The sequence below is a fragment of the Bacillus sp. M13(2017) genome, from assembly GCF_002218325.1.
In the GTDB taxonomy this organism is placed as follows: Bacteria; Bacillota; Bacilli; order Bacillales; family Bacillaceae_G; genus Bacillus_A; species Bacillus_A thuringiensis_K.
This window is the reverse complement of record NZ_KZ268510.1, coordinates 55,050-79,858: the sequence shown is the minus strand read 5'-3', so window position 1 is coordinate 79,858 and position 24,809 is coordinate 55,050. Positions and strand designations below refer to the sequence as shown.

The following is a 24,809-nucleotide window of genomic DNA, read 5'->3' as shown; positions in this document are numbered from 1 at the left end:
CTAAGAAACTTCTTGTTTGAACTACCCCCACTTTCACTTCGTTTAGAAGTGAGGGATTCCTAAGTAAAGAGTTCTATCGAACTCTAGTTGATTAGGCTAACCCCGCAGTCCTTGCGGTTAGAAGCCTTATCGCTTCATTTTTTATATTGATACTTGCGTTAATATCCCTATCATGGTGTGTACGACAAGAAGGACAGTCCCATTTACGTAGGTTTAGATTTTTAACGTCTTTGTTCTGATATCCACAACAAGAGCATAATTGGCTGGAAGCAAATGTTTTCGATACGACAATGACTTGTTTGCCGTACCATTTTGCTTTGTATTCTAACATGTATCGAAATTGCGACCAAGACACTTCACTAATTGCTTTTGCTAACTTATGATTCTTTAACATATTCGATACTTGCAAATCCTCAATACCGATAACATCGTGGTTTTTGATGATTTCAGTTGAGATTTTGTCTAAGTAATCTTTTCTAGCATTTGAAATGTATTCATGAATTCTAGCTACCTTTACTCGTTGCTTATTCCAACGAGAAGACCCTTTCATTCTTCTAGAAAGAACACGCTGTGCTTTCGCCAACTTAGCTTCTAATGATCGGAAAAACTTCGGATTTTTATAGGGTCTTCCATCTGACAAAATAGCGAAATCTTTTAGTCCTACATCTATTCCAATGTAAGAATTTGTTTTCGGAAGTTCTTGTACTTCTGTTTCAACTAACAATGACACAAAATATCTACCAGAAGGGTTCCGTCTAACTGTAGCATTTACAATACGTCCCTTTACTTCACTACTTTTGGCAAATCGAACAAGCCCTAGTTTTGGCAATTTAATTTTGTTTTCTATAACAGCAATGTTTTCATTTGTTTGTTTTGTGGTATAAGATTGTACGTTGTTTTTCTTAGATTTAAAGCGCGGGGCGCTGTTTTGTTTTTTGAAAAAGCGTGTATAGGCATCCGCAAGGTTGCGAACAGACGACTGAATCGCAATACTATCCACTTCTTTTAGCCAAACAAACTCTTTCTTCATGGCAGGTAGTTTGGCAGAGCATGTACCATAGGTCAAGCCTTTTCCTGTCTCTTTGTATGCGTGATCCCATAAGGATAGGAAATGATTGAATACAAAGCGAGAACAACCAATCGTTTTGTTGATTAGAATTGCTTGTGCTTGATTTGGATAGATACGAAACTTATAGGCTTTATTAATCATCATTTCATTCACCTCCATTTCGGTATATGACTATTATATACCAAACGTACATTCGATATATAGTGGAGTAACACTTTATGTATGTCGAACAATTAAGATGGCTTACTGCCATCCCTTGTTCGAAGCCAATTCATCTCCCACCTACTCACTGGGCTGTGACCCTTCACGCTCCTTGAGGAAGGAGTCTTCTTGGCTAAAATGATAAACTTAAGTGTGAAAGAGGGGGGAATATCGAATGAAAATGTTTTTATTTTTTAATTTTGATTAGTTTTATAAAAAAGAAAAGCCTTACCAGTTAAGTGGCTCAAAGACTAGATTACAGTCGTTATTTAGTCTATATAAAGAAAAGAATTATGGCGGTGAAATACACGTGCTACAATTCTTTTTAGTACATTTAAGATTTATTCAATTTGTCTTTATCGTCTACAGCTATATCCTCTTCTATATTGACAGTCTCTTTTACAACATAGATTGGTCGATTCTTACTTTCGTCATAAATACGAGCGATATATTGACTGACAATACCAAGACCAAGAAGTTGCACGCCACTGAAGAAGGTGATAGCAACCATAAGAGAAGCCCATCCAGTTTGAATGTCTTGTCCAATAAGTTTAACAATAACTGAGTATATTAAAACTGCAATAGAAATTAGTACAGAAATTAAACCTAAAGTCATAACCATTCTTAATGGCTTTGTAGAAAATGCAATAATACCATCTGAGGCAAATCTCAGCATTTTCTTTAAGGGATATTTTGTTTCACCCGCAAAACGTTCATTTCTTACGTATTCGATATATGTTTGGCGGAATCCAATCCAAGACATCATTCCACGTACGAAACGATTTCGTTCTGTCATTTGTTTGAATACATCTGCTACTTTACAATCAATAAGGCGGAAGTCACCTGCGTCTTTAGGAATATTAATATCAGACATGACATTTAAGAAGCGGTAGAAATATTTAGCTGTTACAAGTTTAAACCAAGTTTCACCCTCACGCCGTTTTCTTTTTGCGTAAACAACCTCATAACCTTCTTCCCATTTCGCGATAAGTTCTGGGATGACTTCAGGTGGATCCTGTAAATCAGCATCAATGATGACCATAGCATCACCTTTAGCAACATCAATTCCTGCTGTTACAGCTATTTGATGTCCAAAATTACGAGCAAAGTTTATGATTTTAGCACGAGAATCTTCGGCTGAAATACCTTTTAAAATTTCCATCGTCCGATCGGTACTACCATCATTTACAAAGATAAATTCATAATTAATATTATTTTGTAGCATAACAGATTTTAAACAATTATAGCATTCTTGTGCTACTTCTTCTTCAAAATACATAGGAACGATAATTGAAATAAGTTTCTCCATGCTTTTATCCTCCTTGTAGTAGGGATTGGTTGAATTATTGCAAATGATTTTGTTTGTTGAATGTCCAAAGTTTATGAAGGAAAAAATTCATTATCATGCCAACATTGATAGAAAAAAGTTGTGAGATAAACTTATTGATAAAAAGTTTATCAACTAATATGAATAAGGTAATTGTGTTAAAAATTAATACAATTAAATTTACAGTTAGGAATTTCAAAAATAATGATATCTCTTTATTTTTGAATTCAAAAACCCAATTTTTATTCCAATAATAACTGTTAATAACACCAATTAAATAAGCAAAACAGTTAGCGGTAAGGTAATTAATACCAACTTTAACCAAAGTTATGTAGCTAATCATTGTGATAAGTGTATTTAATATTCCTATCAAGCTAAACTTTAAAAATTTCTTCATAATGTAGTATCCTCATTTTTATAAAAGATATAAAAATATATAATGATAATTTGCAGTTTTTATATAAATCAATGATTACTTTAAAGATTTATTAGGTATCACCACTTCAAAAAGAAGCTTGTACATTTAGACATAAATGAACCGGTTCCCTGTAAGATAAAGAACCGGCTATCTATTTAATGTTGTTTTGATGGGATTTTTGTCTTGTAATGGTGGTGATTATTAGTTTGGTTACCATGTCTCTCTTGGTTGTTAGGCGTAATTTCATCAGCAAATTCCATATTTGCTAAATTTACTTTGGATGGAATAAATGATCTTGTTTTATTTTGAAAACCTTGGAACGTATGTTTTATAGGTTTCATCATACTTGAATTACGTGTTGCCAATAACCCTAAAACTGTTCCTAATCCTAGTAAAGAAGCCCAAATCCATCCTTTATTGTTCTTCTTTTTATTTCCTAATAACTCAAGTATTCGTTGGATTATTTCCCCATAATTCAATGATGACATCAAAAAGTTAAGTATATTCACTTTTGTCCCCCCTATAAAAAATCGTAAAAAGAAACACCAGGTTCATTTCCACATTATTTATAATGCGATATTTTATAGAAATTTATGATACCAACTTATACTAATAATTCTTGATTTTTAAATTGGAACCCTTAATGTTACCTGATTATTTTGTTAAAATATGTAAAACGATTTTATGTAAAATTCAAAAGTGAGATGAAAAGCTATATATTATTGGATTGGAATTTTATAAATTCTTTTTTAATAGCCGGTTATGTAAAAGCCTCTTTAGGACAAATCGCTAAACGTGCAAAAATAAGTAAGGGGGTTATTTCTTATTACTTTACAAACAAAGAGGAACTTCTAGAGCAAGTTATAATCGATTATTATATAGCTTGCCAGTCCTTTAGTTGTCTGCAAATTGAAGCTCAAACGATCCCAGAAGGAATGCTCCAAACGTATATTGAATCGAATCTGAAATTTATAGATAAACATCGAAAGCATGTATTCGCTGTTATAGAAATTGTTTCAAATGAAAGAACAGATGAAGGAAAACTTCGGTTTGCAGCAGACCATGATGAAACTATTTTTCTTCCCATTAAAAATATTCTACGTTTAGGGATGCAAGAGGGGGTGTTTCGAGAATTTTCCGAAACGGCCTTAAGGGTGATGGCGTTAACAATCAGGCATGTCATAGCCGGATTTAGCCTCGAGCTAATGAGGAACCCCGATCTAAACGTTAAAGATTACACTAAAGAACTTATTACAATCTTTGAGCGAACAACTCAAAAGTAACATATCACCCTGATGAGGGGGAAGGTCATGATATTTTATGAGGTTATTTGTTTTTGCTGTAAAAGTGTATTTCTAGTAAATGAAGGAACTGAAAAATATAAGCAGTTCAAGGAAAATCCAAAAGGGAAATATTACTGTGACGAATGCAGTCATAAAATAAGACTTGAAGCAATTAAACATTTTTTTAGATAGGGGCACTATCTACTTCTTATTTTTGCTAGTTTATAATGTCTAACATAATTCATCTTAAAATGATTAAATTTTTTTATAAATATTGTTTATATATTCATAAAGGAAAACTCCATTTTAATCAATCTTTATTTTAAAGCTATACCGAATCCTTAAGTTGATGAATGTGTGTCGTGCCCCCTATAAAGAAATTAAGTTCATCTTTTTTCTCAATATGGGTATATAATGTAAAGCTTTATAATTATTTACACAGCGGTGTTTTGAATAATATCAAACAAAAAATCGATGGGGTTCTTAATGCCTAAGGAACTTCAAATACCTGTTGTAATAGGTTGTTATCCAACTTGAATACAGAAAAGAGGAGTCCTATATGAAAATTGAGTTGTTAGAGAAAAAACATATACAAGAGGTAACGGATTTGATTGCAACAGCCTTTGTACAGAATGAACCATTAGTAAGTTATATACAAGTTCCCTTATTTTCCTATAAGAAAATATGTGAAGAAATGGTGGACCGAGCTATTCAGCAAAAGATGTCATGGGTAGCTATGAAGGACGATGAAATGGTGGCAGTCATTTTATGCCGAAAAGCGGAGAGACCGTTAATCGATAAACAAACAGCAATTCAAATATGTCCACCAGTCGCACCCATTTTACAACTATTAGCAGATTTAGAAGAAAAATCCGCAGAATTTTTACAATTACCTAAGGGAAATTTAATTTATTTTGATATGGGAGCCTGTCATCCAAAATGGATGGGAAAAGGAATCATGAGTGCCATCAATATGCTCATTTCGCATGCTTTAACATTAATGGTGGAGAATCAATCAAATATTATCACAGCATGTACCAATAAAATCTCTAATAAACTATGGACAAGACAATATCAAGCGATTCAACTGAATGAGATTGTATATGATTCATTTTGTTATCAAGATAATTATCCGTTTGCTGGCATTACTTCTTCCACAGCAGCCCAATTATTATATATGCCGACTGCTCACATTATTGAGGGACTGGCAAAACAAAAAAGACGTTCTCATACTCGTATATAAACATTTATAGCCAACGCATTTATAACAAAGATTCTAAAAAGAATAACTAACAAAATCATTTGAAGAAGGGTGTTTTTGCACATCCCTCACGAAGAAAGACTGCTCTTGCGTTAAATGCATGGTCAGAATGTCAGTACTTGGGTACCGCCGCATCGCCAGCAACTTAAGAAATTGATTGTTCCCCAAAACGATTACCATAAACCTTTACCAAAAGTATGTTGCACAGACACAGGGCTTAATTGTTACAAGAATGTTACTAAACGTACAATTTTCTCGAAATGATATGGTGCCTCCAAATGGAAAATAGCAGGATTTTCGTTAGCATGCAATAATACATGTTCATTCAGCGAAAAAATCTGGTAAAATCTAAGCACCTGTTCTATTTTTTCAGTTATCTTGGAAACCTTACTTCTTAATTACCCAAATGGGAGGCGCTTTATCGCGCCTTTTCTTTATTTTCAAAAGGATCGGCTCAATTTCTTCTTAGATCCGTATTTTAATTTAAATGTGATACGATAGTTGTATATAGACAACAATGAGGGGCAGCAAGTATTAGAAGATAAGTAGATAAAATTAGGGGGCGCATTTCATGTATAACTTACAAGAAGATATGTATGAACAATTGAAAGAGAAAAAAGGGGAAGTTACTGTGTTTTTAAAGAATGGCATTCCAGTACGTGGGCAGATCCTTGCAATGGACAAATTCACCGTTCTTATGATTGCTCATGGTAAGCAACAACTAGTCTACAAGCAAGCAATTTCCACAATTCTTAAGTAATTCTTTTTCCTTTTTTCGAGGGAAGAGGAAAAAACAAAAAAAATAGAAGATTGAGATCAATCTTCTTCAAAAAAAGGAACAGATGACAGATTACTACTCCAACTCTTAATCAATTATATAAGCGTATAGGAATATTCAATCCGTTCTGAATTTTCTCGACATATTTGTCTTATTTTTAAATTATAATATAAGTAATTCTTTTTATTATTATATATTTGTTCTTTTCTGTTGCAGAATCCTTATTATAAGGATTCCTTTTTTTGTATCAAAAATCTACAAAGAAAAAAGATAAGATCGGGAACACAATCTTATCTTTAGCACAAGGAGAAAACAAAAGGAATAACCATCATATTTTTATAATACTTCAATTTTTATTAATTTTGAATATTAAATCCATAATTACTAAGTATATCTATGTTGAGAAATTTATTACAAAATTAGTTATAAATGATTCAAAACTCGAAAGTAAACTTTTAGCCATTAGTTTACTTTCGATTAAAAATCATTTTAATGAAATTAAGAACCTACTATCTATAGAAAGTGTAGAGCACCTAGAACGCATAAAGCATCTATCATTAAAAATTCGTGCGACATCCCAAATTCCCGCTTTAGCGAACATGCTACCAAATGAAATTGCAGTTTATTAAATTGGATTGAGGGTTTTTTTACTTCATAAAAATAAGTTATAGGAAGTGTTTTAACAAATCCATTATTGCGTTCAACAATTTAATAAACTGAATTGTTGCCTCCGAATGTTCCCGTATCTTTTTGATTATTTCTTTAATTTTTTTCATGACTAAAACCTCTATTTCCTAAATGTAACGGTTATCTCTTAATATCCGTCCATCATGTAATAATCAATATCAGGTTCAAGTCCACTATCTAATGCAGATTTAATTACAATTTAATAATAACTAATATTTAAAGATTGCAAAGAAAAAATCAGTTTTACAAAACATACAAAATGTTAAACTCAAAGAACCTAGTAATGTTAAGCAAACATACTAATATCACTAGATTTTTATTTGGTTATTTAATGATGGGTTTTACATATTGAAAAAATGTGAAATTAGTTTTACTGTTGTAGTTGAATTTTCTCAAAAAGTGATATTTCAAATTGGATACTTATTTCATAGTAAAGCAAAAAGCACCCAGCATGGATGCTTTTAAAATTATATATGTTTGTACTAGAACCATTTCTTAAATTCTTAGCAATAAAAAAGAATTTAAAAAACGAAAATTATAAAATAAATCCAATCATTATATTAATGAATTGGCCAATCTTAGCTACAACTTGGGAGCCATGAGCAACCATTGAGTTAATATCAGTTAAAGCCGCTTGTGCTTATCTAAGAAGAGAGGGTCTTACAGCTGCACTTTGTTCTACATTTTGTGCTATTTCTTCAACAAAATCCAAAGCATTCTCTTTAACATCTGAGTTCTCTATAGATATCTCTTTTAGTAATTCTATTTAGTAGAATATTCCCCTGTATAGCATCATTATTGAGTCCTGATTCCATACGTTTGAAGTTAAGATATATTGAAAAGATCTTATTGAGATTTATTGTCATTTTCTCATGAGTTTTCAGTTTATTCGGAAATTTGTCGGTTTTAATTTTACAGTTTAGTGAAATAGTGGGTTTGAAGATAATAAAAAGCGTCTGTAGGACAATAGTTATGGGTATAAGGTGAAAATATCGTATGTGTATAGCAAAAAATAACGGAAAATCAACAACATGAACGGAAGGATAAACAGTACTGTAGCATATGAACTTATTTGGTCTGTCCTAGGAGTCGTACAATGCAAAATTGTAAGTCAGTAATCCTAGAAATAAGTTTGCCTTCGGTAGTAAGCGCTCCAATAACGATGTTCACCCTCAATATTCTCTTAAAACGTTTGAAGGAATTTAGTTTATGTATATAACTTTATGAAGAATATTAAACCTGTAGCATATGTAATTCCTTTTGAATGAATTCACTTATAGATCCTCATCTAAACTAAAAAATTTCGCATATAACTTCATTTATGTTTAAAGTTTAAAAGCTCACCATAGATAATTTATAGAGAATACAATTATAAATACAAGAGAATCTAATTTAAAATTGAAAATTCGTTCTATTTTGGTTAGATATGGAATAAATGAATTTTATTTCTCAATATTCCCTGTATGTCACTTTTTTGTTTTTTTCTATATGATATTGGAAAAAGTATGCTTAATTTCATAACATAAAACCCCTACAAAATTATTACTCTACAAATTAATTTCTTAAAGAAAACTTCTTGTGAATATTTTACTAACTACATAAAGTGTAATATTAACAGAATTATTACCAAAGTATTAGGTTTTTAGAATAAAAATGAGTGCTCAAAATATCATTGAAATCCAGGAATAGAAATTGTAATTAAATTTTTTTGTTTTCTGTCAGGTATGTAAATCACTTTAGCTACTTTATGGGGAATTTCATGTGTTTTTTCTTTTGCTTAAGTTTATGAAATAGGAGTATTAGCGCTAAATATTGTAGCTAAGAGTATGTAAAGCATAGAAAATCCGAATTAAACAAAATAGGAGGAAAGTGAAAATGAAGCATCAAGATGATAGTAAAACTGGTTTGGAAATAGCGATTATTGGAATGGCAGGTAAATTTCCAGGTGCAAATGAAATAAACCAATTCTGGGATAACCTAAAAAATGGTGTTGATTCAATTTCTACATTTACTGAATCCGAGTTAATTAAAGAAGGTGTTAATTTAGATGTTTTACAGCATCCTAATTTTGTGAAAGCAAAAGGGTATTTGGAGGAAGTAGAATATTTTGATGAATCCTTTTTTGCTTATACACCTAGAGAAGCTAAAATAATGGATCCTCAGATCCGTATGTTACAGGAAACAACATGGGAAGCATTAGAGATGGCAGGCTATAATCCATTTGATTATGAAGGATTAATAGGATTATACGTAGGAGCATCTACTAATTTTAATTGGATGAAGCACACGCCATTATTAAACAGTGATAGTGTGGTTGAGTTTTCAGAGGCGGGTACTCTTTCCTATAAAGATGCAATTTCAACGCTTACATCCTATAAGTTGGGACTTAAGGGACCGAGTTTTACATTGTATACAGCTTGCTCTACATCACTTTTGAGCATTCATCTTGCATGTAGATCATTGTTAACTGGAGAATGCTCTATTGCAGCCGCAGGTGGGGTATCTATAACGTATCCTAAAAAGAATGGTTATAAATACCATGAAGGAATGACAAGTTCACCGGATGGCAAAGTTCGTACTTTTGATGCAGAAGCCCAGGGTGCAGTTTTTAGTGATGGTGTAGGTATGGTAATACTAAAGAGATTAGAAGATGCTATTGCTGATGGAGATACGATATATGGTGTAATTAAGGGATCAGCAGCAAATAATGATGGAGGTCGAAAAGTAGGCTATACCGCTCCGAGTGTTGAGGGACAGGCTGAAGTAATTCAAGCAGCTCATAGTTTTGCTGAAGTTGATCCTTCTACAATTAGTTATATAGAAACGCATGGGACGGCAACGCCATTAGGGGACTCTATCGAAGTAGAGGCTTTAAAGAGAGCGTTTCAAGATGTGGACAAGAAATCTTTTTGTGCAATTGGTTCTGTTAAGAGTAATGTAGGTCATTTAGATACAGCTGCAGGGGTGACCGGACTTATAAAGACAGTTTTATCTATGAGACATAAACAACTCCCGCCAACTTTAAATGTGAAGCGCCCTAACTCGAAAATTGATTTTATAGATAGCCCATTTTATATCAATACTGATTTGATAAATTGGCAAAGTGATGATAATGATCTTCTTCGAGCTGGTGTAAGTGCTTTCGGATATGGTGGAACTAACGTTCATATTGTATTAGAAGAAGCCCCTAAAGTTAAAAGTTCTGCTTCTACTAGAGAGAAAAAACTAATGGTTCTTTCTGCTAGATCAAAAGAAGCTTTAAATAATGCTACAGTGAATATGGTTGAATATCTGGAATCTAATAAAGATGTTGAATTAGCAGATGTAGCATACACATTGCAAACTGGCCGTCGATCATTTCCGTATAGAAGAGCGGTCTTATGTAAGGATATAGATAGCGCCATAGACAATTTAAAAACAGTTAAAGATTTTCACGTAAAAACGCAAGAAAATCCAGATTTGGTATTTGTGTTACCTAGCGAATACTCATCAATTATTGAGAATGTAAAAGAACTATACCAAAAGGAACCATTATTCTTAAAAGTATTTGAGCGTAATATGACTGATGCCCAAATGTATACTGGAAAAGCATTGAAAGAAGCATTCTTTAAAGGAACAGATGATAGCTTGGTTGAAGATTTAACCTTCTTCGTCTGCTTGCAATCGATTATTGATGTATTAATTGAATGTGATGTACGTCCTTCTAACATTATTGGTACAGGCTTAGCTGGAATGGTTTCAGATATTTATAATAAATCTCTTAAGCCAGAAGATGTCCTGAATCCATTAGTTGAGAACTATATAGAGTTACAGACAGAATGGACGCATGGAGAAAAAGTAGAACTTCTAACACAAGTTAAGGATGTAGATCCTAATTTTGTGATTGTACATATTGGAGAGTTATTAAATTCTGAAATTAATAATAATCAGATTATTTTACAGAACGACTTGTTAGAGGTATTGGGACAAGCGTGGGAGTTAGGGGTAGAAATTAATTGGAGTAAACTGTATGAAGAGGAATATAGATTACGTATTGCCTTACCAACTTATCCTTTTGAGAAAAAACGATATTGGATAGATCCAGCTGAACAGCAAAATATAACTAATAGTGAAGAAACATCGATAAAGAAACGTTCTAATATAGCTGAGTGGTTCTATACTCCTGGTTGGATGGAAAAAGAAATTGTAGATGTAACTAAAGAATCTACTAAAAGTTGGTTGTTATTTTTAGACAATGAGCATATAGGCTTAGCTCTTAAAGAAAAGCTTGAAAGAGATGGACATCGTGTTATAACAGTCGGTGTGGGTCCTTCATATAAAAAGATTAGTTTAAATGAATTTACAATATGCCCTACTGAACAAGAAGATTATTATCAGTTATTTAACGAGCTACAAAAACAAGAGTGTTTACCAGAAGAGATTGTTCACCTATGGAATGTGGATAATAAGGATTTAGGTATCAAGACCTTAGATACTGGATTCTATTCATTAATATCACTTGCAAAGACAATTAGTAAATTTAATTTACTTTATCCTATCAATATAAATGTTATGACGAATAATATGCAAAAGGTAGTAGGAGACGAGTCTATTATTGCAGAAAAATCTACTCTTTTAGCTCCTATAAAAGTATTTCCGCAAGAGTATCCAAATATTAGATGCCGTAGTGTAGATTTTATGTTGTCTGATAATGAAGAAGCATTAATATCAAACTTATATTCTGAGATTCAAATGGACATTATTGACACTGTAATAGCAATTCGAAATAATACTCGTTATATTCGAATTTATGAGCCTATACCTGATGAAAAAGTAAGTGGAATGCTAGTAATAAATGAAAATGAATCAGCTTCAAAAATTCTGAACATTCGATCGGAAGGGGTTTATTTAATTACTGGTGGAATGGGAGGAGTAGGCCTTAAATTAGCAGAATATTTGGCGCGTACAGTAAAGGCTAAACTAATATTAGTTAGTAGAACAGCTCTTCCTGATCGTGAAGAATGGGATCAAATTCTTCAATCACAGATTGAAAATGAACAATTATGTCAACGTATTAACCATATACAGAAGTTGGAGTCATTGGGAGCAAAAGTAATGACAGCTGTTGCAGATGTTGCTGATGAAGAGCAGATGAGAAACGTGATTCATCAGGCCGAGGCTAATTTTGGTCACATAAATGGAGTAATTCATGCAGCAGGTGTCTTACGTGTTAAATCAGCTCAGTGTCCAATGGAAAAGATAAGTAGGATTGAATGTGAAGAGCAATTTCTTCCTAAAGTACATGGTGTGCTAGTTCTTGATAAGTTATTGAGTAATTATGATCTTGATTTTTGTTATCTTGTTTCATCACTTTCACCTATTTTGGGTGGATTAGGTTTTGTAGCCTATTCAGCAGCAAACCTTTACTTAGATAGTTTTTCAGACAAAGTGAGTAATACATCTAATAATCGATGGACCAGTATTAACTGGGGAGATTGGCAGTACACGGGAGCTCAACAGGTTAATAAAATATTCAATGCTCAAAGTATAGAAGCGCTTGAAATGACATCTGAGGAAGGACAAAAAACATTCCAATGTGTGCTTGGTTTAAGTGGTTTAAATCAGGTAATTATTTCTTCAGGAGATTTAAATAAACGTTTTGATCAATGGATTAATCTGAATTCTCGTAAACGAATTTCTGGATTGGAAACTCAGACGAAAACGGGAGATAAGTTCAGAAATCAAGATGAAGTAGAGGAAATAATTACAGGAATTTGGAAAGAGTTTTACAGTGTTGATACTGTAAATGTAAATGAAAATTTCTTTGATCTTGGTGCAACTTCACTTCATATAATTCAAATTCATGAGAGATTAATTAATAGATTAGAAAAACAGATTTCAATTGGAGTTATGTTTGAGTATCCAAGTATTCGTTCTTTAGCGAGTTACTTAAGTGGAGATAAGCAAAAGAATCAAGTTAAACATACAAAACGTTTTAATCGAAAAACGAAAGAAGATAACGATATTGCAATTATAGGAATAGATGGACGTTTTCCTGGAGCACAGAATGTAAATGAATTCTGGAATAATATAAAGTCTGGAACAGAGTCTATTCAATTTTTTACAGATGAAGAGTTAATTGAATCTGGTGTGAATCCTATGGAAGTAAAAAGCCCTAATTATGTTAAAGCGAAAGGGTATTTAGAAGGAACTGATAATTTTGATGCTCCATTCTTTGATTATACACCTCAAGATGCATCGTTAATGGATCCGCAACTACGAGTATTTCATGAATGTGCGTGGTCTGCCCTTGAACATGCTGGATATAATATTGAGACATACCCAGGCCTAATTGGTGTATATAGTGGGGCATCTCCTAACTTATATTGGCAAGTGTTATCTACTCTTTCAGAGGCAAATGAACCAGCTGGACAATTCTTAATTTCATTACTTAACGACAAAGACTCGCTAAGCACTCAAATTTCTTACAAATTTAACCTAAAAGGACCAAGTATGAATATCTTTACGGGATGTTCAACATCATTGGTGGCTATTCATAATGCATGCCAAGCATTATTACAGGGGCATTGTGATATTGCCATAGCTGGGGGTATTACATTAACTCAACCTGAAAAAGCAGGTTATACCTACCAAGAAGGAATGCTGTTTTCTTCAGATGGTCATTGTCGTCCTTTTGATGAAAATGCAAATGGAATGCTTTTTGGAGACGGTGTTGGAATTGTTGTTCTGAAGCCTTTACAGGAAGCTATAAATGATGGGGATACTATACATGCAGTAATAAAAGGAACGGCAATTAATAATGATGGGAATCGGAAAATTGGTTACACTGCACCTAGTGTAGAGGGCCAAGTAGAAGTTATTAAAATGGCGCAACATGAAGCAAATGTAGAACCTGAGTCCATTTCCTATATTGAAACACACGGAACTGCTACTAAACTAGGAGACACGATTGAGATCAAGGCGCTTAGTGAAGTGTTTAACTCTAATGAAAAACAATCGGTACCAATTGGGTCTGTTAAAGCAAATGTGGGCCATCTAAATGCAGCGTCCGGTGTTGCTGGACTAATCAAAACGGTCTTTGCGATGAAAGATCAGGTTCTTCCGCCAAGTGTGAATTTTACAAAACCAAACACGCAAATTGGATTTGAAAACACACCTTTTTATGTAAATCAACAATTAAATGAGTGGAAAGAGGATAATAAACCATTACGTGCAGGTGTTAGTTCATTTGGTATTGGTGGTACAAATGCACATATTATTTTGGAGGAGGCACCAAAACTTGAAGCAACCTCAAATAGTAGACCATACCAGATGTTAATGATTTCGGCAAAATCGAAAGATGCTTTGGATCGTATGACTTTGAATTTAGGAAATCACCTTGAACAGAATCCTCATGTGAATTTGGCAGACGCTAGTTATACACTGCAAATTGGACGTAAGGAATTCAAGCATAGGAGAGCTTTAGTTTGTTCCAGTACTCAAGAAGGAATTGAACTGTTAAACCAGCCAGAAGGAAGAAGAGTACAATATGTAAATGTAAAAGAGGAACATCCTAAAATTAACTTCTTGTTTTCTGGGAACGGATCGCAATATGTAAACATGGGGTTAGAATTATACGAACAAGAGGCAATTTTCCGTGAAGCTATGGATGAATGCTTTGCAATCCTTCAATCTGTTACGAATGTAAACATGAAAGAAGTGTTATACCCAACTACTTTCAGTATTGATGAGGCGACGGAAAAATTAAAAAGAATGGAATTTAGTCAACCAATTCTTTTCGCGTTTGAATACTCAGTTGCGAAACTATTAATGGGTTGGGGAATTAAACCTGAAGCAATGATTGGATATTCATTTGGTGAATATGTGGCTGCTTGTTTAGCAGAAGTATTTACTTTGGAAGATGCACTTAAATTGGTTGTAAAAAGAGGTCAGCTAATGAGTAGTCTTCCTGCAGGAGTAATGCTTAGCGTTCCACTTCCAGAAGAGGAATTAATTCATTTGATTAATTCTTTTGAAAAAGAATATCAACATACCATTTCTTTAGCAGTAGTTAATGGTCCAGCTTGTATAGTTTCTGGGACAGAAGAAGCAATTGTAGATTTTGAAAATAAATTAAAGAAAAAGCGTTTAATGTGTATGCGAGTAACAATAGAAGGAGCAGCACATTCACACGAACTGGATTCAATTCTGGACGAGTATGCTTCCTATGTTAGTACATTGACACTTAGAGAACCTAAAATACCTTATTTGTCAAACTTGACCGGTACTTGGATACGACCTGAAGAAGCAACAAACCCAGTTTATTGGGTAAAACATATGCGTGGAACTGTTCGATTCTCTGATGGAATTCAAGAGTTGAATAGGGACAATACAAGTCTATTCATAGAGATTGGTCCTGGAAATGACCTTAGTAGGCTTACTAGTCGCCTTTTAGACTATGAAAATGGTAATGAAAGAATATTTAATACGGTTCGATCTGTTCAACAAGATGTATCAGATATGTATTTCTTATTTAGTCACATCACTCGAATGTGGGTAACAGGTATTTCTATAGATTGGGAACAATTTTATAAAGATGAGAAGAGAAGACGTATCCCATTACCAATGTATTCTTTCAATAAAATATCTTATAAATTACAAGGTAATCCGTATGATTTAGGTCAAAAGCTTAATAGTAAGCAATCTAAAATTAGTAAGAATAACAACATTTCTGAATGGTTCTATACGCCGCAATGGAAAAGTTCTACATTGTTTGAACCAAATCATGATGTGAATGAGACATGGATTGTTTTTGTAGATCAAGAAGGATTAGGTAATGAACTAGTTAAGGACTTATTAAATAAAGGGCAGAGAGTAGTTACAGTAGAATCTGGATTTGGTTTTAATAAGGAGAATAACGATCGCTTCATTATAAATCCTGAAGAACGTACAGATTACGTTAAGTTATTGGATGAAGTACAAGAAATATGTGGTTTACCTACAAGAATAGTTCATATGTGGGGAATTACGGATGAGGAAAGACAAGCCTCAATTGAATATGTAAATTGTAAACAAAACTTAGGATTCTATTCAATTTTTTACTTAACTCAGGCACTAGGAGACAAGAATATCTCTGATTCAATCTCAATTCGAATCATTACAAATGGTGTTCAACAAGTGATTGGTGATGAAGAATTAATTCCAGAAAAATCAACTGTACTTGGAACGTCATTAGTTGTTCCGCAAGAGTATTCTTATCTTTCTTGTTCAAGTATTGATGTTGTTTTACCTGTAAACAAAGAATGGAAGAATAGGCTAATAAATCAATTAGTAGAAGAATGTCTTTCAAATACGAATGATAAGATGATTGCTTATCGAGGAAATAAAAGATTTGTTCAAACTTACGAGCCTTTACAACTAGAACAGCCAGCTAAAGAGAAACTGCCTTTACGAAAGAATGGAGTTTACCTTATTACAGGGGGACTCGGAGGTATTGGTACAATTCTTGCGAAACACTTGGCTCAAACTGTACAAGCCAACTTAGTTCTTCTTACACGTACAGGTCTGCCAAATCGTGATGAGTGGGATATGCATTTGAAGGAAAATACGATGTATTCGGAAAGAATTCGTAAAGTTTTAGAGATAGAAGAAACGGGATCTAAAGTTTATGTACTTGCTGCTGATGTTACAGATCAATCACAACTATACGAAGCAATTCATAAGGCAGAACAAAAATTTGGAAAGATTAATGGTGTAATTCATGGTGCAGGTATTCTTGGTGGAAAGACTTTTAATTTGATTCAGGAACTTGAAAAAGAGGACTGTGAGGAACAATTTTCTGCAAAAATTTATGGTCTTCTCAATTTAGAAGAGTGCTTACGAAATAAAGATTTAGATTTTTGTGTTCTAATGTCTTCCATTTCAGCGGTTTTAGGTGGATTAGGTTATGTATCATATGCTGCTTCAAATATATACATGGATGTTTTTGCACAATATATAAATCGTTATTCCAACCTGCCTTGGATAAGTGTCAATTGGAGTGATTGGAAATACTGGGAAGATGAAGAAAAAGATATGCAGATAGGTGCAAGTGTACATGAATTATCTATGACACCTGAAGAAGGAGCTCAGGCCTTTAATATAGCACTGTCATGGAAACAAGGGGAAGTACTGATTCATTCTCCAGGGGAACTGCAAGCGCGTATTGATCAATGGGTGTTATTAAATTCTTTCAATGATGAGAAGGAAGAAGAATTAGATTCTACGTTATACCATTCTAGACCACAACTCTTGACTGAATATGTAGCACCTCGTAATGAGGTAGAAGAAAAGCTTTCAAAAATTTGGAGAAATATATTTAAAGTTTCAGAAGTTGGTGTTCATGATGATCTTCTGGAACTAGGTGGAGATTCACTTAAGGCTATTACTATTGTTTCAAAAATTCATAAAGAGTTTAATGTTGAAGTTCCTATTAAAGAACTCTTTACTCTATCAAATATTGAGAAACTAGCAAATTATATTTCAAGGGCAGATAAGAGTGAATTTGATGTTATTGTTCCAGCTGAACCTAAATCTCATTATCAGCTTTCTTCAGCTCAGAAGAGATTTTATGTATTACACCGATTGTATCCAGAAAGTACAGCTTATAATGATACTTCCGTTATTCTTTTAAATGGAAAATTAAACATTGAACGTTTAGAAAAGGCGTTCACTCAATTAATTAAGCGTCATGAGATATTTAGAACTACTATTGAAATGAAAAATGATAAACCGGTACAAATTATTCATGATCATGCTGATTTCCATATTACTCAAATTGAGGGCTTTGAATCTGAAGTGGAACAAATAATTAATGAATTTATTCGCCCATTTAATTTTAATAATGCTCCATATTTCCGTGTAGGGTTAATTAGATTGGAAGAACAAAAACATATTTTAATTATTGATTTACATCATATAGTAACCGATGGAGTTTCCTATGATATTTTCGTTAGAGATCTATTTGCGCTTTACTCAGGAGAGAAATTACCAAACTTAAAAATACAGTATAAGGATTACTCAGAATGGCAGCAGAGTGAAAAAGAAAAAGAAATTGCTCTCAAACATGAACAGTATTGGCTAGAGCAATTTAAAGATGGTGTACCTGTCTTGAATATGCCTACTGATTATACAAGACCTGAAATATTAGATCTAAAAGGTAGTAAAATATCCTTTACTATTGATTCAAATGTTACCAAGAAAATTAAGCGTTTATTAGCAAAAGAAGAAACTACATTATATACGCTAATGCTCTCTGTATATAATATTTTGCTAGGTAAATATACTGGCCAAGAGGATGTTGTTATTGGTTCACCAATTACTGGTCGCCCGCATGCGGATTTACAAGATATTATAGGAGTATTTGTAAACATGTTAGGAATAAGGAACTATCCAAGAGCTGAACAAAGGTTTACTCAATTCCTATTTGAAGTAAAAGAGCAGGTCTTACAAGCATTTGAACATCAAAAATGTCAATATGAGGACCTGGTTAATCAATTAGGACTTCAGGGCACGTATAATAGGAACCCACTTTTCGATGTTTCATTTGTTATGCAAAATATGGATGCAGATCATATGTTTATCGATGGTTTAGAACTAAGGACATATGATCACGACTTTAAGCGCGCACAAATGGATTTATTGCTAAGAGTGGTTGAATTGGAAGATACAATTGAACTGACTATGGAATATGCAACGTCTTTATATACTAGGGACACGGTTCAAAAGTTATGTGAGCGTTATGTTGAGATTTTTGAACAAATTGTAGATCATCCTGAAATTTTATTAAAAGATATTTCATTTAAACAAGAAATTCAAGAACTGCAACCAGTTAAGGTATCAGTAGATTTTGGGGATTTTAACTTTTAATTGATTATTGTCAGGAGTGAGTAACTATGGTTGAACGAATAGCGAATAAAGATAAAGTAATTGCCGCAAATGAACGAATAAAGGAAAGAGAATTTTGGTTAGAAAACTTATCAGGGGAACTGGCTGACTGCCATTTCCCTTATGATTACCGGACATCAAACAAACAGGTGAATTTATCAAATGTTAGCATAAAACTAAAAGAGGAATTGTCCGAGAAGATTTTAAAGTTAGCAAATGGATCAGATCTTCAATTGCACATGATTCTTACTGCTGGACTTACTTTGCTGTTAAATAAATATACTAGATTGCAAGATATATGCATTGGTACACCTGTTTTAAAACAAGACAGTGATACTAACCTTATTAATACTTTGTTAGTTTTAAGACATGGTCTTGAGGAACATATGACATTTAGACAAATTCTCCAGCAAGTTAGTACAGTAATGGTTAATGCTTTAGAACATCAAAATTTCCCATTGGAAAGTTTACAACCGGTTTTGAGTAACTACCTTCCAGAGGGGCGTAATTATCCATTCCGTACTGCAATTTTGCTAGAGGAAATTCAAGATTTAAATTATTTAAGTGAGAGCAATGCTGAGATTATATTCTCTTTCCGTCAAGTAAATGGGTGTATAGAAGGTGATATGTATTTTAATGAACATCTATACAAAACATCTACTGTTACGCGATTTGGTCATCATTTTATAGACTTGTTAGAGCAAGCTTTACTACAACCGAATACGCCCCATATAGATTTAGATTGGGTTAGTGATAATGATATAAGAGAGTTAATTGCATTTAATCAAACTGAGTTAGATTACCCGCATCATTTAACGGTGATACAGTTATTTGAAGAACAAGTCATGCATAATCCAAATAAACTTGCTGTTTCTGATGACAAAAGAGAAATAACATACGCTCAATTAAAAGAAAAGGTAGATCTGGTTGCCAGTTCTCTACATAAAAAAGGAATTGGAAAAGGACACATTGTTGGTCTTATGATGGATCGATCAATTGATGCAGTCATTGCAATGCTAGGTATTTTAAAAAGTGGGGCTGCTTATTTACCTATTAACATATATTTGCCGTATAAACGGATAGAGGCGATGCTAAAAGAATGTAAATCTCCACTTTGTATAGTAAAACCAGAGGTTATTAGTGAAGATTTTACAAGAGAAATCCAGGATTGTAGTATGGTGAGTTTTAATGAACTACTTGAAACAGAGTTGGTTAGTTTCCCTTCAGTAAGTACACCTTACGATTTGGCATATGTTATTTTTACCTCTGGAACTACAGGTAATCCTAAAGGAATTATGGTTGAAAATCGTAGTGTTGTAAATTTAATATTTGGGTTAAAAAATGAAATATATGATAAATATAGTTCTTCTATGCGAATCGGGTTAGTTTCCCCTTTTGAGTTTGACGCTTCAGTACAAAACATGTTTGGTGCGCTTCTATTAGGAAATAGTTTATTTATAGTACCTGAGGAAGCAAGAACTGATGGGCAGAAGCTAATTAATTTTTATCAAGAAAAGCAAATAAATATCGCGGATGGAACGCCGATGCATCTTCGATTATTAACTAATTTTATAGATGAAGAAATAGAATATTCATTTAAACATTTTATTATTGCTGGAGAGGAATTACCACCGAAATTAGCACGGAAATTCCTTGGTTTATTTAATGAAAACTGCCGACCAAATTTAACAAATGCTTATGGACCTACAGAGACAACTGTAGATTCTACATGTTATCATGTTCAGCACGCTGAGTTAGAATTTATGAATCAATTACCAATAGGAAGGCCTCTAGCTAATCAAAAAGTTTATATTATGGGTGATAATCAACAATTACAACCCGTTGGAATTCCTGGGGAATTGTGTATTTCAGGAGAAGGATTAGCAAGAGGTTATTTAAATCAACCTAAGTTAACTATGGAGAAATTTGTTCCTATACAAATCAACAAAGAGGATTCTTCTATTATAGATGACAAGGTATATCGTACTGGAGATTTGGCTCGCTGGTTACCAGATGGAAATCTTGAATATTTAGGCCGTATGGATGATCAAGTCAAAATTCGTGGATTACGAATTGAATTGGGAGAAATAGAAAAGCAACTATTACGATATCCTGAAATTGGTGAAGCTATTGTAATTACACGTAAAAAAGAGGGAGAAGATGCTCCGGTTTTATGTGCATATGTTGTTATGAATTCTTCAGCTAAAGTAGAAGAGGTACGCCAATTCCTTAGAGAGTATTTACCTTTTTATATGATTCCTGCATACATCATCCCGATTGAGCAGTTTCCAATCTCATCAAACGGTAAAATAGATCGGAAAGCTCTTCCAGATCCAATTTGGGAGCAATCCACAGCTTTATTTATTGAACCACGTAATGAAATTGAACAAATGCTCTCTGAGATATGGAAAGTAGTACTTGGAATAGAGAAAATAGGTGTGAATGATAACTTTTTCGAATTAGGAGGTAATTCTTTACAAATTACTTCTGTTGTTTCTCACATATATAAACGTTTAGGTGTAGATGTACCTATACGTGAAACGTTTCAAAGGCCTACAATTATGCTATTAGCGGAGTATATAGAGAAATATGAAGGGAAGAAAAATTATTCTCAAATTGAGATTGTACCTGATAGAGAATTTTATCAAGCTTCTTCTTCACAAAAAAGATTATATATATTAAACCGCTTTGCTGGAATAGGAACTGCCTACAATATACCAGGTGCAATTTTAATTGAAGGTGAGTTTGATTTTATAAAGGCAGAACAATGTGTCAAAGAATTAGTGGAACGTCATGAATCATTAAGAACTTCATTCCAATTTATTAAAGGTGAACCAGTTCAATTTATTCATGATAGTTTAGATATTAGAATTGAACATTTATATAAATCTGATAGATCCACAATTGAAGAGTTAATACAGGAATTTGTTCGTCCTTTTCAGCTAGATAGGGCTCCACTTATGCGCGTCGGTTTAATGAAATTAGAATTCAATCAATATCTGCTACTATTTGATCTTCATCACATAATAGCAGATGGAGTATCTTTAGCGAAGTTAGAAAAAGAGTTTATAGATTTATATTCAGGCAAAGCCTTAGAGCCTATTAAAATACAATACAAAGATTATGCCAATTGGCAAACCAATCGTTTACACGATGAAGGGCTGAAAGAAATTGAAGAGTATTGGGTAGATAAGTTTAAAGGTGAGTTACCAATTCTTATGTTCCCAACCGATAAGCCACGTGGGCTAAATCAAACTTTTGAAGGTGATAGATTAGTATTCCATCTAACACCTGAACTTTCTAATAAATTAAAATCCTTTGCGGATGAAAGAGAAGCTACTTTATATATGGTACTTCTTTCGTCACTAAATATAGTATTGCATGTGTATACACAACAGGAAGATATTATAGTAGGTTCTCCAATTGCAGGAAGAATTCATCATGATCTTGAGCCTATCATAGGTATGTTTGTAAATACACTACCTATGAGAAATCATCCTAAAGCGGAAAAGACAATAATTCAATTCTTAAATGAAGTAAAAGAAAATGCGCTAGAAGCATTTCAATATCAAGAATACCCATTTGATGAGTTAGTAAATAAGTTAGACATGGCTTATTATACTAACCGGAATCCTGTATTTGATGTCATGTTAGTGATGCAGAATATCGGAAGAACATCAGAAAAAATAAAAGATATTACATTTAAATCTTACGAAATTAAGCACCAAGCTTCAAAGGTAGATATGAGTATAGAAGTATTTCCGGAAGAAGAGAGTCTACGATTAGAATTGGAATACGCGACAGGACTATATTATCCGCAAACTATAGAGCGGTTTATGATGCATTTTATAAATACGCTAGAGTGGATGGTAGCTAATCCTGAAGCGAAAATTGAAGATGTTAATGTTTTAAGTAAAAGTGAATCCACAAGGATGTTAAATGAACTTAATAATACAAAATTAGATTTTACTCAGGGTAAATTAGTTCATCAATTTTTTGAGGATCAGGTTGAAAATAAACCAGAAGAAATCGCAGTTATTTCAAATGATGTATCGTACAGTTATTCATATATCAATAATCGAGCAAATCAGCTTGCTCGTTTTCTTAGACAAAAAGGGGTAGATCAGGAAACTAGAATTGGTATCGTTGTGGAAAGATCCGTAGAAATGATTATAGCTATATTTGCTGCGCTAAAATCTGGAGCTGCATATGTACCAATTGATCCTGAATATCCAAAGCGTCGAATGGAACATATTTTAGAGGATTGTAATCCTCAATTTGTACTTACAGAATCTAAATACGTAGGTGAAATTCCATTTGTAGGAGAGATTATTGATTTAAAGCAAGAAAATTTGTACGTTGGTGATACAAGCAACCTGGAGGTTACTGGAAAACCAAATAACTTAGCTTATATTTTATACACCTCCGGTTCTACAGGTAGACCAAAAGGAGTCATGATTGAACATTGTAGTATTGTGAATTTCTTATTTTCAATGTCTCATTTATATCCTATGGATGAATCAGATACGTATTTACTGAAGACACCTTATATATTTGATGTATCTGTTCTAGAGTTGTTTGGGTGGACCATAGTAGGTAGTAAATTAGTAATAATGGACAATGGGGAACATCGAAACCCAAGAGCAATTTTAAGAACTATAGATAAATATGATGTGAAATTATTAAATTTTGTACCGTCTATGTTTAGAGCTTTCGTAAATACACTTAATAATGAAAATTGCCAGGTTTTAAATAAAGTGAAGTATATATTACTTGCGGGTGAAGCTTTGACACATGAGGTGGTTAATAAGTTTAAAAAGCATCGACTATCGACTCAAATAGAAAATATGTATGGTCCTACTGAGGCGACAGTTATCGCAAGTACGTTTTCACTTCAAGAAAGTGAAAACTATAATACTATTCCTATTGGAAAGCCTATTCCGAATGTAAGGCTTTATATACTTAATCAAAAACAGAGACTTCAGCCTATTGGTGCGGTAGGAGAGCTGTATATTGCGGGAGAAGGGCTTGCAAGAGGATATGTAAATCAAATGAGATTAACTGAAGAAAAGTTTTTACCAGACCCATTTGTAAAAGGGGAGAAAATGTACAGGACAGGAGATCTTTCACGCTGGTTACCTGATGGGAATATAGAATTCCTCGGTAGAAATGATGAACAATTAAAAATTAGAGGATATCGAATTGAGCCAGGGGAAATTTTAGATGCTTTATCTTCACATCATGCAATTAAAGAAGCAGTGATAGTAGACATTCAAGATGAAGATGGGCAGAAAAAACTTGTAGCTTATTTCGTAGCAAAATCACTTGTATCCATTTCTGATTTGAAATTGCATCTTGCGAAATTAGTTCCGAGTTATATGATACCTACTTTCTTTGTTGAAGTTGAAAACATACCATTAACACCAAGTGGAAAGGTTGATCGACATTCCTTACCTTCACCTAGATCTTTACCTAAGAATGAGGAGGAGAGTATGATGTCTCCTAGTAATGAGTTAGAATCTCGTTTAGTTGAAATATGGAAAAGTATATTGAAGATTGAAGCTGTCGGTGTAGAGGATGATTTCTTTGACTTAGGAGGAAATTCTCTACTAGCTATTGAGCTTGATCTTGCTTTAGAAAATGAGAATCTTAATACGGACGACTTAGTCGCATATACAAAACGCAATATTAAACAACTAGCTGCTTATATAGCAGAAAAGAAAAATAATTAGTATTACTTCATATTGTAAACACGACTTTTAAGAGTTTAAATTTACACTTGCTATACTGTGGGATTAAAGGAGCTTTCCCTCTTAGCTTTCTGGAATGTAAGTGTTTATTCTGATGACTATGAGTTAGGGAATTCTCCTCCCTATTATAG

11 protein-coding genes are annotated in these 24,809 nt (G+C 33.3%); 7 read left to right on the top strand and 4 right to left on the bottom strand.

Annotated features, from left to right (window positions below; translation table 11 throughout):
- Window positions 1-91 precede the first annotated feature (91 nt).
- The 4 genes from tnpB to CGQ22_RS21735 all read right to left on the bottom strand — a co-directional run bounded on the left by tnpB (window position 92) and on the right by CGQ22_RS21735 (window position 3,524).
- Window positions 92-1,213 carry an IS200/IS605 family element RNA-guided endonuclease TnpB gene (tnpB, locus tag CGQ22_RS21750; RefSeq protein WP_089149313.1) on the bottom strand — a complete coding sequence of 374 codons (1,122 nt, stop codon included), beginning with the start codon at window positions 1,211-1,213 and terminating at the stop codon, window positions 92-94.
- A gap of 391 nt (window positions 1,214-1,604) precedes the next feature.
- Window positions 1,605-2,579, bottom strand: coding sequence for a glycosyltransferase family 2 protein (locus CGQ22_RS21745; RefSeq protein ID WP_074594437.1), 975 nt, complete (start codon window positions 2,577-2,579; stop codon window positions 1,605-1,607).
- 34 nt (window positions 2,580-2,613) lie between these two features.
- Window positions 2,614-2,994 (bottom strand): GtrA family protein, encoded by a 381-nt coding sequence (locus CGQ22_RS21740; RefSeq protein WP_000714040.1) that lies wholly within the window; start codon window positions 2,992-2,994, stop codon window positions 2,614-2,616.
- Window positions 2,995-3,170: 176 nt separating this feature from the next.
- Window positions 3,171-3,524 carry a hypothetical protein gene (locus CGQ22_RS21735; protein ID WP_089149312.1) on the bottom strand — a complete coding sequence of 118 codons (354 nt, stop codon included), beginning with the start codon at window positions 3,522-3,524 and terminating at the stop codon, window positions 3,171-3,173.
- Window positions 3,525-3,719: 195 nt separating this feature from the next.
- Here CGQ22_RS21735 and CGQ22_RS21730 point away from each other — a divergent pair, with 195 nt between their 5' ends.
- The 7 genes from CGQ22_RS21730 (at window position 3,720) to CGQ22_RS21700 (ending at window position 24,660) form a co-directional block, all read left to right on the top strand.
- The gene (locus tag CGQ22_RS21730) at window positions 3,720-4,298 is read left to right on the top strand and encodes a TetR/AcrR family transcriptional regulator (protein ID WP_089149311.1); all 579 of its coding nucleotides are present in this window, start codon (window positions 3,720-3,722) and stop codon (window positions 4,296-4,298) included.
- Between the two features lie 27 nt (window positions 4,299-4,325).
- Complete coding sequence (locus CGQ22_RS21725; RefSeq protein ID WP_089149310.1) at window positions 4,326-4,490, top strand: DUF2197 domain-containing protein; 165 nt, start codon at window positions 4,326-4,328, stop codon at window positions 4,488-4,490.
- A 367-nt stretch (window positions 4,491-4,857) separates the two neighbouring features.
- Complete coding sequence (locus CGQ22_RS21720; RefSeq protein ID WP_089149309.1) at window positions 4,858-5,541, top strand: hypothetical protein; 684 nt, start codon at window positions 4,858-4,860, stop codon at window positions 5,539-5,541.
- Window positions 5,542-6,130: 589 nt separating this feature from the next.
- Complete coding sequence (gene hfq, locus CGQ22_RS21715) at window positions 6,131-6,319, top strand: RNA chaperone Hfq (protein WP_046946697.1); 189 nt, start codon at window positions 6,131-6,133, stop codon at window positions 6,317-6,319.
- 260 nt (window positions 6,320-6,579) lie between these two features.
- On the top strand, window positions 6,580-6,966 hold the full coding sequence (locus CGQ22_RS32555) for a hypothetical protein (RefSeq protein ID WP_254704118.1): 387 nt from the start codon (window positions 6,580-6,582) through the stop codon (window positions 6,964-6,966).
- 1,933 nt (window positions 6,967-8,899) lie between these two features.
- Complete coding sequence (locus CGQ22_RS21705; RefSeq protein WP_089149308.1) at window positions 8,900-18,910, top strand: type I polyketide synthase; 10,011 nt, start codon at window positions 8,900-8,902, stop codon at window positions 18,908-18,910.
- 26 nt (window positions 18,911-18,936) lie between these two features.
- On the top strand, window positions 18,937-24,660 hold the full coding sequence (locus CGQ22_RS21700) for a non-ribosomal peptide synthetase (protein WP_089149307.1): 5,724 nt from the start codon (window positions 18,937-18,939) through the stop codon (window positions 24,658-24,660).
- Window positions 24,661-24,809: the final 149 nt, after the last annotated feature.